Here is a 14,536-nt window from a genome sequence, read left to right as displayed (position 1 = left end):
CGGGAGGGAGCATGAGCGGCTCGTAAGGCAGCTAGTTGTCCTTGGTGCCCAGGGTGGTCTGCTGGACCTGCATCAGGAACTCGACGTTGGACTGCGTCTCCCGGATCTTTCCGGTGAGCAGTTCCAGCGCCTGCTGGGTGTCCAGGCCGGACAGGACCCGGCGCAGCTTCCACATGATCTTGACTTCATCCGGGGAGAGCAGGTTCTCTTCGCGGCGGGTACCCGACGCGTTGACATCCACGGCCGGGAAGATGCGCTTGTCCGCAAGGTTGCGGGACAGGCGCAGCTCCATGTTGCCGGTGCCCTTGAATTCCTCGAAGATGACCTCGTCCATCTTGGACCCGGTCTCCACCAGGGCCGTAGCCAGGATGGTCAGCGAGCCGCCGTTTTCGATGTTGCGGGCAGCACCGAAGAAACGCTTGGGCGGGTACAGGGCGGACGAATCCACACCGCCGGAGAGGATACGGCCCGACGCCGGAGCGGCCAGGTTGTAGGCACGTCCCAGGCGGGTCATGGAGTCAAGCAGCACCACGACGTCGTTGCCCATTTCCACCAGGCGCTTGGCGCGCTCGATGGCGAGTTCAGCGACGGTGGTGTGGTCATCGGCGGGGCGGTCGAAGGTGGAGGCAATGACCTCGCCCTTGACCGTGCGCTGCATGTCCGTAACTTCTTCGGGACGCTCGTCCACGAGGACCATCATGAGGTGGACCTCAGGATTGTTGATCGTGATCGCATTGGCAATTGCCTGCAGGATCAGCGTCTTTCCGGCCTTCGGCGGGGAAACGATGAGGCCGCGCTGGCCCTTGCCGATCGGTGCCACGAGGTCAATGACACGCGGGCCGATCACCTTGGCGGACGTCTCCAGGCGCAGGCGCTCGGAGGGGTACAGCGGAACCAGCTTGGAGAACTCCACGCGGTCCTTGTTGTCCTCGGCGGGCTTGCCGTTGACGGAGGTGAGGCGGACCAGTGCGTTGAACTTCTGGCGCTGGTTTCCACCCTGGTTTTCGCCTTCACGCGGGGCGCGGATGGCGCCGACGACGGCGTCGCCCTTGCGCAGGTTGTACTTCTTCACCTGGGCGAGGGAAACGTAGACATCGTTCGGGCCCGGCAGGTAACCGGAAGTCCGTACGAAGGCGTAGTTTTCCAGGACGTCGAGGATGCCGGCTACGGGCAGCAGGACGTCGTCTTCGGTGACCTCGACGTCGTCGACCTCGGGGTTCTGGTTGCGGTTGCGGCGGCGCTCGTTGCGGTCGCGGAAACGATCGTTCCGGTCACCGCGGTCGTTGCGGTCATTACGCTCGTTGCGGTTCCGGTTGCGGCGGTTGCGCCCGCGCCCGTTCTCGTCGCTGTCGTCGCGGTTGTTGTCGCGGTCGCGGTTGTTCTCGCGGTTGCCGCCGTTGTCGCGGTTGTTGTCGCGGTCCCGGTTGTTCTCGCGGTTGCCGCCGTTGTCGCGGTTATTGTCGCGATCCCGGTTGCCGCCGTTGTCGCGGTCCGAACGGTTGCGGTCACGGCGCTCACGGCGTTCGCCGCGCTCGTCGTCGCCCTGGGTCCGGGTCTCGGCGCCGTTGGCAACGCCGTTGCTGGAAGCAGCACCGTTGTTGTTGGCAGCACTGTTGTTGTTGGCAGCACCGTTGCTGGAGGCGTCCTCTGCAGGTGCCTCGGAGGAAGCGTTGCTGACCGTGCCGTTGGACTCGTTGGAGTCGCTGCGGCGGTTGCGGCTGCGGCGGTTGCCGCGCTCGCGCTGGCCCTCTTCGCGTCCGTTGTCTTCGCGTGCCTCGCGGTTCCGGGCGGGAGCCGTCTCTGCTTCGGGCGAGGCGGCGGGTGCCGGTGCCTCGGCCGCTGCAGTTTCCGCGGGAGCGGAAGTGACGACGCCGTCACTGGCTGCACGCCGGTTGCGGTTACGGGTACGCGTAGGGCGGGTCGTTTCGGCCTCGCCGGTCTGCTCCGCGGGTGCTGCTGCCGCCTTCTCGGGCGCCGAGGCACCCTTGGCTGCGTCGTCGCCTGCCTCGCCGCGGGAACCGCGGACCGGCCGGTCGGCTACTGCGCCGCCGCGCTGGTGGTTGGAGATGGCTGTAACCAGATCTCCCTTACGCATGCGGGAACCGCCGGTGATGCCGAGCTGGCCGGCAAGCGCCTGGAGCTGCGCGAGCTTAAGGCCTGCAAGGCCTGCGCTCTTTGATGCGTTCTCGCCGGTTGAACCGGCGGATGCTGAATCCACGCCTGCAGTCAGGCTAGTGGTATCTGTCACGAAGGATCCTTCCCCCTCGTCGGGCGGTCCGGCGCAATGCCGGCCGCGGTGATTGGCCCTGGTCCCAAAATCAGACATTGGGTCAGGGTTCGCCTACTACCGGCCCGATGGCCGGAGAAAGGCGAATCTGCTGGGTGCCTTATGTAAAGAAGAATCCACGCAGAGTCTGGTCAGCTTCGCTGCCGAACACGCGGCATTCAAGCGGGACACGCCGCTTCTTGGCGGTTCCTTTGAAGGCTGCACCGGAGACTGTGCCTCCGCGGGTGGGCAATTGAATCAACGGAAATCACCGCGGGACGGGTGTAATCACACCTGACGGCGGCAAAGTGTTTTCAACGAAAGCCCGGGGCGGCCCGAAATGGACGGCTACCTACGGGAGCACAGGACGGAAAATTACCGCTGGTGCCCTTCCACTCTAGCACCATCTCGCTCCACGCCAAGCCGCAAAACACGCCAATTTTCGCCGAATTCCGCTGCCTGCAAATGTTTGGTCATCGCCTGCTCCGCTTCCAGGGCGGACTCCTCGCCGTAGGCAAGGCACATCACCGTAGGACCGGCACCGGAAATCACGGCGGCGAACCCCGCCGAGCGCAAGGACGAAAGCAGCCGGGCACTCGGCAGCATCGCCGGTGCGCGGAAATCCTGGTGCAGCGCGTCCTGCGTTCCCTCGAGCAGCAGCGACGGATCCACGGTCAAGGCGTGGATCAACAGTGCGGCACGGCCTGCATTGGCTGCGGCCGTCCGGTGTGCCACGGTGGCCGGCAGCAGGCCGCGGGCACTCTCGGTGGAGAGTTCAACGGCCGGTATTGCCACGACGGGAATTACATCGGGATGGACTGAGGCCCGCACGGAGCGGAAGACGCCGTCGTCTTCCCAGGAAATGGCGAGGTCGCCGACGAGGGCGGGAGCCACATTGTCCGGGTGGCCCTCGAGTGCGGAGCAACTGTGCAGCAGGCCTGCGGCATCAAGCCGCGCCTCGGCCGGCAACAGGGAATTCGCCGCGAGGACGCCGGAGACAATAGCCGACGCCGACGAGCCCAGACCGCGGCCGTGCGGAATAGCGTTTTCCGCGCTCAGGTGCAGTCCCTCCGCACGGTACCCGGCAGCGGCCAGGGTGGAGAGCAGGGTCCGGACCACCAGGTGCGAGGAATCCAGGGGAACGTTTCCGGCGCCTTCCCCGGCGACCTCAACGAAGATGCCTTCCTCCGCGGACGTACGCACCCGCACTGTGTCATACAGCGTGAGGGCAAGCCCCAGGGAATCGAACCCCGGGCCCAGGTTGGCGCTGGTCGCGGGCACGGACACGGTCACGTCCTGCCCCGGCGCCACGGTGCGGGAGCCGGTGCGGGAATCAGACCGCTGTCCGCCGGGCAGATCCACCTGCATGCTTTCCCGCCCTACTTGCCGGATCCGGCGGGCTCTGCCGCTTCCAGGCCCAGCGCTGCTGCCACGCTGACGACGTCGAAGTCCACCTTGGTGGGTTCGACGTCGGAACCGTCGGCGGTGCGCAGTGCCCACTGCGGGTCCTTGAGGCCGTGGCCGGTAACCGTAATGACGATGGTCTTGCCTGCGGGGACTTCCCCGGCGGCGTGCTTCTTGAGCAGCCCGGCCACACCGGCTGCCGAGGCCGGTTCCACGAACACGCCTTCGCGGGAGGAGAGCCAGCGGTGCGCGTCGAGGATTTCAGTGTCCGTGACGGCTTCGATCAGGCCGCCGGATTCGTCGCGGGCGGCAATGGCCTGATCCCAGGAGGCAGGGTTGCCGATGCGGATGGCGGTGGCGATGGTGTCCGGATCGGTGACCGGGTGTCCCTTCACCAGCGGCGAGGCGCCTTCAGCCTGGAAGCCCCACATGTGCGGGGTCTTGGTGGCCACCGGAGCCAGTTCCTCGCCGGCCACGTTGGTCCAGGGCTTCGCGTATTCGGAGTAGCCCTTCCAGTACGCAGTGATGTTTCCGGCGTTCCCGACGGGCAGCAGGTGGTAGTCGGGGGCATCGCCGAGGTAGTCCACCACTTCAAAGGAGGCCGTCTTCTGGCCCTCAATGCGTGCCGGATTTACGGAGTTCACCAGGAACACCGGGTAGGCCTCGGCAAGCTTGCGGGCCACCTCCAGGCAGTTGTCGAAGTTGCCGCGGACCTGCAGCAGCTGGGCGCCGTGCGCAATTGCCTGGCTGAGCTTGCCCATGGAGATCTTGCCGTCCGGCACCAGCACGGCGCAGGTAATGCCCGCCTGCGTGGCGTACGCGGCAGCCGAGGCGCTGGTGTTGCCGGTGGATGCACAAACCACTGCCTTGGCGCCGGATTCCACGGCTGCGGTCATGGCCATGGTCATTCCGCGGTCCTTGAAGGAGCCGGTGGGGTTCATGCCCTCGACCTTGAGGTAGACCTCGCAGCCAGTGAGCTCGGACAGCGCCTTCGCGCGGACCAGCGGTGTACCGCCCTCGCCGAGGGTAATGACCTCGGTGTGTTCGGTTACCGGAAGACGGTCAGCGTATTCGCGGATAACGCCGCGCCATTGGTGAGCCACGGCTCAGACTCCTTCTACCCGCAGGACGGATTTGACGTTCTTGATGACGTCCAGGCCCTTGATGGCCTCGACGGTGGCCGCGAGGGCGGCCTCGGAAGCACGGTGCGTGACGAAGCGCAGCTCGGCGCTGGCGCCTTCACCGTGGATGGTCTGCCGCATGGTTTCGATGGAGACTCCGTGCTCGGAGAACACCCGGGCGACGGCGGCCAGGACGCCGGGCTGATCGGCCACTTCCAAGCCGATCGAGTAGCTGGTGGTGACCTTTTCCAGCGGGAGGGCCGGCAGCGAGCCACTCGGACGGCCGGCGGGAACGGGACCGCCCAGGACGAGCCTGCGGGCGGCGGTGACGACGTCGCCCATCACCGCGGACGCGGTGGGTGCACCGCCGGCACCCTGGCCGTAGAACATCAGTTCACCGGCGTTTTCCGCTTCGACGAACACCGCATTGAAGGCGCCGTGTACGGCGGCCAGCGGATGCAGGCGGGGCAGCAGGGTGGGGTGCACGCGTACGCTGACGCCTTCGGTGCCGTCGGTGTCCGTAAACTTCTCGGCGATGGCGAGCAGCTTGATGACGAACCCGGCTTCCCGGGCGGCGCTGATGTCCTCTGCAGTAACCGAGCTGATGCCTTCGCAGGAAACGGCGGAGAGGTCGAAGCCGGTGTGGAACGCGAGGGAGGCGAGGATGGCACCCTTCGCGGCGGCGTCGTGCCCCTCGACATCAGCGGTGGGATCCGCCTCGGCGTAGCCAAGCCGCTGGGCCTCGGCCAGGGCGTCGGCGAACTGGGCTCCGGTGGAATCCATGGCATCGAGGATGTAGTTGGTGGTGCCGTTCACGATGCCCATGACCTTGGTGATCCGGTCTCCGGAGAGGCTGTCCCGGATGGGGCGGAGGATCGGGATCGCCCCGGCGACGGCGGCCTCGTAGGACAGCTGGACACCGGCGGCGTCGGCCTTCTCGTAGAGGGCGGCGCCGTCTGCGGCGAGCAGGGCCTTGTTGCCGGTCACGACGGCGGCGCCGGAACCCAGTGCGTGCAGGATCAGGGTGCGTGCCGGCTCGATGCCGCCCATCAGCTCAATGACAATGTCCGCGTCGCGGACCAGGGTCTCGGCGTCGGTGGTGAACAGTTCCGCGGGCAGGTCGACGTCCCGCGGCGCATCAACGTTGCGCACGGCGATGCCGGACAGTTCCAGCCGTGCGCCGAGGCGCGAGGTGAGGTCCGCGGCGTCGTCAATGAGGATCCGGGCAACCTGCGAACCCACGTTTCCGCACCCCAGCAGGGCTACTTTCAGGGTCTTCATATGTCGTGCCACTCCTCTAAGAATTAGGAAACGTCCCGGGCCAGCAGGTCGTCTTCGGTCTCGCCGCGGACAATCAGCCGCGCGGCGCCGTCCCGCACGGCCACTACGGGCGGCCGGGTCAGGTAGTTGTAGTTGCTGGACAGGACCCAGCAGTATGCACCGGTTCCCGGAACGGCCAGCAGGTCGCCGGCGGCAACGTCACCGGGCAGGTAGGCGTCCCTCACCACTATGTCGCCGCTTTCGCAGTGTTTGCCAACGACGCGCGAAATAACCGCGTCATCTTCGGAGGTCCGCGAGGCCAGCACGGCCGAGTAATCCGCGCCGTAGAGAACGGGCCGGGCGTTGTCGCTCATCCCGCCGTCCACGCTCACGTACCGCCGCGGCGAGGTGCCGCCGTCGGGCGTATCCACCCGGACCGTCTTGGTGGTGCCTGCCCGGTAGAGCGTGAAGGTGGTGGGCCCCACGATGGCGCGGCCGGGCTCGATGGAGATCCGCGGAACCGCCAGTCCCAGCTCGGTGCAGGTGCTGCCGACGACGGCGGCCATCGCGTTGGCGATCTCGGCCGGCGGACGCGGGGCGTCTGCCTCGGTGTAGGCGATGCCGTAGCCGCCGCCCAGGTCCAGTTCAGCCAGTTCGACTCCGTAGCCCTGCTTCACCTCGGCCAGGAAACCGAGCAGCCGGCGGGCTGCGAGTTCGAAGCCGGCGGATTCGAAGATCTGCGAGCCGATGTGGCAGTGCACGCCGACCAGGTTCACGCCGTCGTGCTTGAGTGCGGTTTCCACGGCGGCCATGGCCGGGGACATCCCGTCCAGCTCCGGATCCGCCACCATGGACAGGCCGAACTTCTGGTCCTCGTGGGCCGTGGCAATGAACTCGTGCGTGGAGGCATGCACTCCGGGGGTCAGGCGCAGCATAACGTTCGCGCGTTCACCGCGGGAGGCGGCCAGATTCCCGAGCATTTCCAGCTCGCCGAGACTGTCCACCACAATCCGGCCCAGCTCCATGTCCAGGGCACGGGTCAGCTCGGCCAGGGACTTGTTGTTGCCGTGCAGTCCGAGCTGGCTGCCGTGGAGCCCGGCGCGCCGGGCCACGGCCAGCTCACCGCCGGAGCAGGTATCCAGGCGCAGCCCCTCGGAGGAGACCCATCGGGCCACTTCGGTGCAGAGGAAGGATTTGCCGGCGTAGTAGACATCCACTCCCCCGCACAGCCCCGCGAACGCAGCGTCGAAGGAGTCCTTGAAGTCCCGGGCACGGGCGCGGAAATCCGCTTCCGACATCACGAACACGGGAGTGCCGAATTCCTCGGCGATCCGGGAAACGGGGATGCCGGAGATTTCCAGTTCGCCGCCGTCACCGCGCACTACGTCCTGCGCCCACATCTGCGGGCGCAGGGCGTTGGAGTCTTCGGGGTGGCTCAGCCAGGCAGGAGCCAGGGGTGAAGCAGTCATGAATTACATCCGTTCGGGTGCGGAGACTCCCAAGAGGCCCAGGCCGTTGGCCAGGACCTGGCGTGCGGCAAGGTTCAGCCACAGGCGGGTGCGGTTGGTGTCGGTGATTTCCTCGTCACCCTGGGGTGCAATGCGGCAGGCGTCGTACCAGCGGTGGTAGGTGCCCGCGATGACCTCGAGGTGGCGGGCCACGCGGTGCGGTTCGCGGAAGGCGCTGGCCTGCGCGACGACGCCGGGGTACTGGCCCAGTGCTGCCAGCAGGGCGCTTTCGGTGGGGTGGCTCAGCAGCGACGCGTCAAAGGCGGAATCGTCGACGCCGGCGGCCTCGGCGTTGCGGGCCAGGGCGTGGGTCCGGGCGTGGGCGTACTGGACGTAGAACACGGGGTTCTCGTTGCTGCGCTTGGTCAGCAGGTCCAGGTCAACGTCGATGTTGGAATCGGCGGAGAAGCGGGCCAGCGTGTAGCGGGCAGCGTCCACGCCTACGGCCTCAACCAGGTCCTCAAGGGTGACCACGGTGCCGGCGCGCTTGGACATACGCACGGGCTTGCCGTCCTTGACCAGGTTAACCATCTGGCCGATGAGCACCTCGACGCACTCCGGGTCGTGGCCCAGGGCTGCTGCTGCTGCCTTCAGCCGTGCCACGTAGCCGTGGTGGTCTGCGCCCAGCATGTAGACATTCAGGTCGAAGCCGCGCTCGCGCTTGTTGTGGATGTAGGCAATGTCACCGGCAATGTAGGCGGCGTTGCCGTCCGACTTGATGACCACGCGGTCCTTGTCGTCGCCGAACGCGGTGGAGTTCAGCCACCAGGCGCCGTCCTTCTCGTAGAGGTTCTCGGAGCCCTTGAGCTGCTCCAGGAGCTTGGCCACCTGGCCGTTTTCGTGCAGCGAATCCTCGTGGAAGAAGACATCGAAGTCCACGCCGAAGTTGTGCAGGGATTCCTTGATGTCACCGAACATGAAGTCCACGCCTACGGCGCGGAAACGTTCCTGCGCCTCGGCGTCGGGCAGCTCGGTGATGTTCGGCTCTGCGGCCAGCACGCGGTTGGCGATGTCCACGATGTACTCGCCGGCGTAACCGTCTTCCGGGGCGGGTTCACCCTTGGCCGAGGCGAGCAGGGAGCGGGCGAAGCGGTCAATCTGCGCGCCGTGGTCATTGAAGTAGTACTCGCGGGTGACCTCCGCGCCCTGGGACTGGAAGACCCGGGCCAGGGCATCGCCGACGGCGGCCCAGCGGGTGCCGCCCAGGTGGATGGGCCCGGTGGGGTTGGCGGAGACGAACTCCAGGTTGATCCGGGTGCCCTTGAGGATTTCCGAGGTGCCGTAGGCGGGGCCGGCCTCGACGATGGCCTTGGCCAGTTCACCGGCCGCACCGGCGTCGAGGGTGATGTTCAGGAAGCCGGGGCCGGCAATGTCGACCTTGGCCACGCCGGCGATCTTTTCCAGCCGGCCCTTGAGGATCTCGGCGAACTGGCGGGGATTCATGCCGGCCTGCTTGGACAGCTGCAGGGCGATGTTGGTGGCCCAGTCACCGTGGTCCCGGTTCTTCGGGCGCTCCACGCGCACCTCCCCGGGCAGCTCTATGCTGAAGTCACCGGCATCGATGGCGTCTTGGAGGCAGGCAGTTACGGCGGAGGAAAGTTCTTCAGGAGTCACCGGTTAAGCATAGCCGGGTGCAGCACGGGTCCCGTTTTGTATGACAGGCCTTACGCTCTGCGGATCCGGCACCGGCACCGGCACCGATGCGATGTAATGAAAGGGAACCGTTGAACTGAAGGACCGGTTTCCGCGCGTGTGCGTGCCCCGGACCGAAGCGCCCCCACTCCAAGGAGAAACGTGAACCGAGCGAGCAAGTCCCTGCTGAGTGCCGCCGCCGGCCTGTCCCTGCTGTCTGCCGCCGGCTGTGCCGCGGGCGAGGAAACCGCCGGCGCCGGCCAGGCCCCGGCTGAGCCCCCTGTGTCTTCCCCGGCGTCCGCCCCGGCCTCCGCCCCGGCCTCCGCCCCCGACTCTGCAGCCGGTTCCGGAAGCTACGCCGACGGCGAGTACTCCGGCACCGGAAGCTACATCCCGCCGTCGGGCACTTCCGAAGACGTGGACGTTACGCTGCGGCTCGAGGGCGGCGTGGTGGCGGAGCTGGAGGTGGAGACCTCGCAGAAGAACCCGACGTCCAAGCAGTACCAGCGTGAATTCACTTCCAATGTGAAGGAGCAGGTGGTCGGCAAGAACCTCGACGAGCTGGACGTGGACAAAGTGGCCGGATCCTCGCTGACCAGCGAAGGCTTCAACCGTGCCCTGGACGCCATCCGGTCCGAAGCCGCTTCCTAGGACAGCACCCGTGCACACCCTGGGATTCGAGGCGATCGGTACGCAGTGGTCCCTGTCCACTGCCTCGCCCCTGGATCCCGGCACCCGGGCTGCAGTAGCGGACGTAGTGGAGAGCTACGACAGGACCTATTCGCGCTTCCGCTCCGATTCCACGGTTGCGCGGATGGCCGAGGCTGCGGGCAGCTTTATCCTGCCCGCTTCGGCCATGCCGTTGCTGCGGCTCTTCGATTCGCTGCAGCAGATCACCCGGGGTGCGGTTAATCCGCTGGTGGGGCGCTCGCTTGAGGTGTTGGGGTACGACGCCGGGTACAGCTTCCTGCCCTCCGGCCCGCCCGCGCCCGCAGCGGCCTGGACGGACACCGTGTCCTGGAGCACCGACGGCCGGGGAACCGTACTGACCACTGCCGCTGAAGTGACCTTCGATGTCGGTGCTGCCGGAAAGGGCCAGCTGGTGGACCTGGTCAGCGAGGTCCTGGAAACCGCAGGTCACCGGGAATACGTGGTGGATGCCGGTTCTGACCTGCGCCATGCCGGTGCCGCTCCCCTGCGGGTTGCGTTGGAACATCCGTATGACACGAAGCGGGCCATCGGGGTGCTGACCCTCTCGGACCGTGCATTGTGCGCCTCGGCCGTCAACCGCCGGCAGTGGGGAGACGGGCTGCACCATGTGCTCGATGCCCGCACCGGTTCCCCGGTGGACACGGTCGCGGCCACATGGGTGCTGGCGGCGGACGCGATGACGGCGGACGGCCTGGCCACTGCCCTGTTCTTTGCCGAGCCGCAGGAGCTGAGCGGCGCCTTCTCCTTTGACTATGTCCGGATGTTCACCGACGGCCGGGCCGACTATTCCCCTGCAATGGCTGGAGTCCTATTCCCATGAGCATTTCCGCCCCCGCTGCTCCCCGTACGCTAAACACCTTCCTGGGGCGTTGGACCATGTACCGGTTCACGGTCTGGGTGCTGCTGGCAATTGCTGCCTGGTCCTTTGTCCTTTCCTTCGCCGGAGTGCTCTTCTACACGCCGGCGGAGCTGGGAGCGACGGTGGTGACGGCGTTGGCCTCGACCCTGGTCACCAGCCGTGTGGCGGGGCTGCTGCTGCGTACCCGCCCGCAGACCGACTCCTCGCTGATCACCGGCCTGCTCCTGTTTTTCCTCTTCTGGCCCAGCACCGACGGTGTACAACTGGGTTGCGTGGCCCTGGCCGGAGCAGTGGCAACGGCATCCAAATACCTCCTGGTGTTCCGGCGGCGGCACATCTTCAACCCGGCAGCGGCGGGGGCGTTTGTGGTGGCAGTAACCGGGCTGGGCGGTGCTGTCTGGTGGGTGGCGACTCCGGGCATGCTGATCGTTGTCCTTCCGGCCGCCGTCCTGGTGCTGTACCGGAACCGTCTGCTGCCGATGGCCGGGGTTTTTGCCCTTACTGCTGCCGTTGTTGTCCTGGCCCGCTTCCTCGCGGGCGGCGAGTCCGTCTCCTACGCCCTGGCAACCATCGTCGGAAGCTATCCTCTGGTGTTCCTGGCCGGCTTCATGCTTACCGAACCGCTGACCCTGCCTCCGTTGCGCTCCCAGCGTCTGGCGGAGGCCGTCGTCGTCGGCGTTCTTTTTGCCGTGCCGCTGTCCCTGGGTCCGGTGATGATGTCTCCGGAGCTGGCGCTGCTGATCGGCAACGCCCTCGCGTTCGCGATGGGCCAGCGCGGAGCTGTCCGGCTGCGGCTGCGCGAAACCCGGGAACTGACCCCTACGGCCCGTGAGCTCGTGTTCGAGCCGATACGTCCTGTCCGCTTCCGTGCCGGCCAGTACGTGGAACTTTCCGTGCCGCATTTTGAGCCGGATTCTCGGGGAACGCGGCGTATTTTCAGCATCACTACTGCGCCGTCGGAACCCGGCACAGTGGCGGTGGGGCTGCGCGTGGCCGAACCGGGCAGCACCTTCAAGACCGCTCTGTTGAAGATGCGCCCCGGAGCGGAGGTGGCGGCCACTACCGTTGCCGGGGACTTCCTGTTGCCGCGGGACAAACGGACACCGGTGCTCATGATCGCTTCCGGTATCGGCATCACTCCTTTCATCAGCCAGCTGCGGCAGGTCCGCGGTGAGGACCGGGACATTGTGCTGGTCTACGCGGCGTCCTCCGTTGACGAGCTTGCCTATGCCGGGGAACTGCAGGATCTGGGGGTTCGGGTGCTGGTCTGCACGCCGTCGGATCCGGGGATTCCGGGCTGGACCTGGTTGGGTCCGGGGCTGCCGGACGCTGCGGTCCTGCGTGCGGAGGTTCCTGACCTGAGTGGCCGTGCTGTTTATGTTTCGGGTTCGCCGCAGGCAGTGGCTGCTGCCCGCAAGGCCGTTCGGAGTGCCGGCGGCAGGCGGGTCCGCACCGACCCGTTCCTGGGGTACTAAGGATCCGTTCCGGGGCTACTCAGCGGACAGCGTGCCGGCTTCGGCCGTCGCCACACCCGACTCCACCGGACTTCTGTGGTTCTTCACGTGATTCCCTGGCCCCTCCGGCTCCTCGCGAGCACGGTTCCGATGACTTATGCGGCGACCCCCTCCTGTAACTGGTTACCCATCAGAAGGGCGGTGCCGCTTCTTGCCGGGATTCGGCCTTTTCATGGTTCGTTGGCGAATGGTTTGTTGCCGCATAGCCCGTCCGCCCATGATTCACCCTCGGGTCTGCTGCCGAATCCGGTGGGCCGAGTTCCAGGAACGGCTCGGTCCGGTAGACGCGTCCGGTCGGTGAAGTCCACTCGATCACCCCGGGTTCGGGCTGGCAGGCCTTCCAGAGCCCCAGGGTCTTGAACCGGTGGTGACGACGGCACAGATGTTCCAGATTTCCATGGTCCGTGGGACCACCCCGGGCCCAATCGACGGTGTGGTCGATATCCGAGTTCGCGGTGCCGACCCGGCAGCCGGGGAACCGACAGGTTCCATCCCTTGCGCGGAGCCAGCGGCGGAGCCCGGCCGGGACTTTTCTCCGCCTTCCCACCCCGAGGATCTCACCGGTCTGCGGGTCCTGGGCCAGGCCCGTCCAGCCGACCGCGTTCCTAGCCAGCCTGCGGGCTTCTTCGGCGCTGATGGGTCCGTAGCCGTGAAGTTCCGCGGGTTGGTCGTCGGCTCCGAAGAGGGTCTCCGCGTTGATCAGGACCATGATTTCCGCCCGCGGGACGATTCCCTCGTCCGGTCCTGCCCCGCCTCCCCCGGTTCCGTGCGCACCTGTTGCTCCGCGCGCACCCACTGCCCTGCCTAGCGCGCCAGCACCGGTTGAACCGAGGCCGCCCATCAGCAGCTGCGCCAGAATGTCTGCACGCAGTTGATCCGTGGTCCGGGAATCCCCGGCGGACTGCTCACCCCGCGCTGCGGTACTGAGGGTGGTGTAGATTTGCAGGGCTTCTGCCGCCTGCAGATAGGCGGAGAGGCAGGACATGCCGTCCTCTTCCCGGTCCAGGGTGACTTTGCGCTGCTCGAACGCGGTCAGGTGCCGTTTGCTGACGGTCTCCGGGAACTTCTTTTCGCGCAGCCGCCTGGCTTTGCAGGAGAACTGTGCCCGCGTGTGCCCGGGAGCGGCGGCCAGCAAATCGGCTTCAAACTCAGGAAGCTGGTCGGGAGGAACGTTCTGGCACTGGTCCAGCACGACCTGGGCGTGCTGGTAGGACAGCCGTCCTTCCTCCAGCCCGGCCAAGGTGGCGGTATGGGTACCGCAAAGTTTGCCCGCTTCGAACATCATCCGTTGGGCCGTGACCTGCGGAATGTTCAAAATGGCTGCACATTCTGACGCTGCCAGGCTGAACGCCATCCCGGGTTCGAGCCGTCCCGAAGCGGCGTGGAAGCTGTCCCGGAAGATTTCTTCCATCCGGTTCACTAGACGCGCCTCCTGTGCCTGCACCCAGGACATCAGATGCGCCATCCGGGACAGGGCATCGCCGACCATCTGCTCGTCAAAGGCTTCAAGGTTCTGCAGCGCCAACGTCCCGGTGAACCCGTCCGGGTAGGCCTCAGCAGGACTCCCCTGAGCACCGGCAGTGGCGGCCCCGGAACTCTCCGGGTCGGCTTCGGAATCGGGGGTGGCGGGTGCCCCTGATTCGGGGGCGGGAGTTCCGGGATCGGCTGGCTCAGCGCCGGATGGCTCGGGAAGGTCGGGCCCGGCATCAGGAACGGGATTGTCGGCTGGCCGGGCGTCAGCCTCGGCGTCATTCTCGGGAGTTGCAGCAGAAGCAGGGGTACCCGAGGCAGCAGCCTCGGCGTCGTTCTCGGGAGTTGCAGCAGAAGCAGGGGTACCCGCGGCAGCAGCCCCGGCAGGGCCGGCAGGCTCGACTGCAAGTTCCGCCCGGTACACCGACACGGTGCAGGGCGGACGCGGCGGTTCGGCACCGCTGGCCTGCCCTTCCGGCTGCTGGTTCTCACCGCTCTGCTCTTCAGTTATCGGTTCTGTATTTCCGAGCTGATCCATACCTCAGGATTTCATCCGGCACTGACATTTCCGGCCCAAAAACAGCCCCCAAACGGCGCTCCCAAAGACCGGAAATACCCGTCTTTCGAAGGCCACTACCTACCCGCACAAACAAACCAACACGGCCGGTTTTCACGCGACGCGATTAAAGCCTTTGGGAACGACACCGGAAACGAGTCCGGCGCCCGGCCCATCCGCAGCAGCAGCAGGTTTTCCCCGCCCGGCTGAAACCTGCTAAGCTTCTTGAGTCCCA

10 protein-coding genes are annotated in these 14,536 nt (G+C 66.6%); 3 read left to right on the top strand and 7 right to left on the bottom strand.

The window, feature by feature from the left end; all coding sequences use genetic code 11:
• Positions 1-31: 31 nt before the first annotated feature.
• The 6 genes from rho to argS all read right to left on the bottom strand — a co-directional run bounded on the left by rho (position 32) and on the right by argS (position 9,173).
• Positions 32-2,248 carry a transcription termination factor Rho gene (gene rho / locus NNX38_RS06495; RefSeq protein ID WP_255797267.1) on the bottom strand — a complete coding sequence of 739 codons (2,217 nt, stop codon included), beginning with the start codon at positions 2,246-2,248 and terminating at the stop codon, positions 32-34.
• Positions 2,249-2,641: 393 nt separating this feature from the next.
• Positions 2,642-3,634: a homoserine kinase gene (gene thrB / locus NNX38_RS06490; protein WP_255797266.1), complete on the bottom strand. Its 993-nt coding sequence runs from the start codon at positions 3,632-3,634 to the stop codon at positions 2,642-2,644.
• An 11-nt stretch (positions 3,635-3,645) separates the two neighbouring features.
• Complete coding sequence (thrC, locus tag NNX38_RS06485) at positions 3,646-4,773, bottom strand: threonine synthase (RefSeq protein ID WP_255797265.1); 1,128 nt, start codon at positions 4,771-4,773, stop codon at positions 3,646-3,648.
• Positions 4,774-4,776: 3 nt separating this feature from the next.
• Positions 4,777-6,072: a homoserine dehydrogenase gene (locus tag NNX38_RS06480; protein WP_255797264.1), complete on the bottom strand. Its 1,296-nt coding sequence runs from the start codon at positions 6,070-6,072 to the stop codon at positions 4,777-4,779.
• Positions 6,073-6,095: 23 nt separating this feature from the next.
• On the bottom strand, positions 6,096-7,520 hold the full coding sequence (lysA, locus tag NNX38_RS06475; RefSeq protein WP_255797263.1) for a diaminopimelate decarboxylase: 1,425 nt from the start codon (positions 7,518-7,520) through the stop codon (positions 6,096-6,098).
• A gap of 3 nt (positions 7,521-7,523) precedes the next feature.
• Positions 7,524-9,173, bottom strand: a complete 1,650-nt coding sequence (argS, locus tag NNX38_RS06470) for an arginine--tRNA ligase (RefSeq protein ID WP_255797262.1) — start codon at positions 9,171-9,173, stop codon at positions 7,524-7,526.
• 180 nt (positions 9,174-9,353) lie between these two features.
• Here argS and NNX38_RS06465 point away from each other — a divergent pair, with 180 nt between their 5' ends.
• Genes NNX38_RS06465 through NNX38_RS06455 form a run of 3 tightly spaced genes read left to right on the top strand, consistent with a single transcriptional unit; the run spans position 9,354 to position 12,236 of the window.
• Entirely contained in the window at positions 9,354-9,842 is a 489-nt protein-coding gene (locus NNX38_RS06465) for an FMN-binding protein (protein ID WP_255797261.1), read from the top strand.
• 10 nt (positions 9,843-9,852) lie between these two features.
• Positions 9,853-10,722 carry an FAD:protein FMN transferase gene (locus NNX38_RS06460; protein ID WP_255797260.1) on the top strand — a complete coding sequence of 290 codons (870 nt, stop codon included), beginning with the start codon at positions 9,853-9,855 and terminating at the stop codon, positions 10,720-10,722.
• A complete protein-coding gene (locus tag NNX38_RS06455) occupies positions 10,719-12,236 on the top strand; it encodes an FAD-dependent oxidoreductase (protein ID WP_255797259.1) in 1,518 nt (505 codons plus the stop codon). The genes NNX38_RS06460 and NNX38_RS06455 overlap by 4 nt, the downstream gene beginning before the upstream one ends.
• 169 nt (positions 12,237-12,405) lie before the next feature.
• Here NNX38_RS06455 and NNX38_RS06450 read toward each other — a convergent pair whose 3' ends face one another.
• Positions 12,406-14,283 (bottom strand): DUF222 domain-containing protein, encoded by a 1,878-nt coding sequence (locus tag NNX38_RS06450; protein WP_255797258.1) that lies wholly within the window; start codon positions 14,281-14,283, stop codon positions 12,406-12,408.
• Between the last annotated feature and the right edge of the window lie 253 nt (positions 14,284-14,536).

This window comes from Arthrobacter sp. zg-Y238 (genome assembly GCF_024385525.1).
GTDB lineage: Bacteria > Actinomycetota > Actinomycetes > Actinomycetales > Micrococcaceae > Arthrobacter_B > Arthrobacter_B jinronghuae.
Note: the sequence above shows the minus strand (reverse complement) of the source record. Positions and strands in the feature narration are given on the sequence as shown.

Coding starts and splice junctions, on each gene's coding strand:
- thrB (WP_255797266.1), bottom strand. CDS start 3,634: ATGCAGGTGGATCTGCCCGGCGGACAGCGGTCTGATTCCCGCACCGGC.
- NNX38_RS06480 (WP_255797264.1), bottom strand. CDS start 6,072: ATGAAGACCCTGAAAGTAGCCCTGCTGGGGTGCGGAAACGTGGGTTCG.
- lysA (WP_255797263.1), bottom strand. CDS start 7,520: ATGACTGCTTCACCCCTGGCTCCTGCCTGGCTGAGCCACCCCGAAGAC.
- NNX38_RS06455 (WP_255797259.1), top strand. CDS start 10,719: ATGAGCATTTCCGCCCCCGCTGCTCCCCGTACGCTAAACACCTTCCTG.
- NNX38_RS06450 (WP_255797258.1), bottom strand. CDS start 14,283: ATGGATCAGCTCGGAAATACAGAACCGATAACTGAAGAGCAGAGCGGT.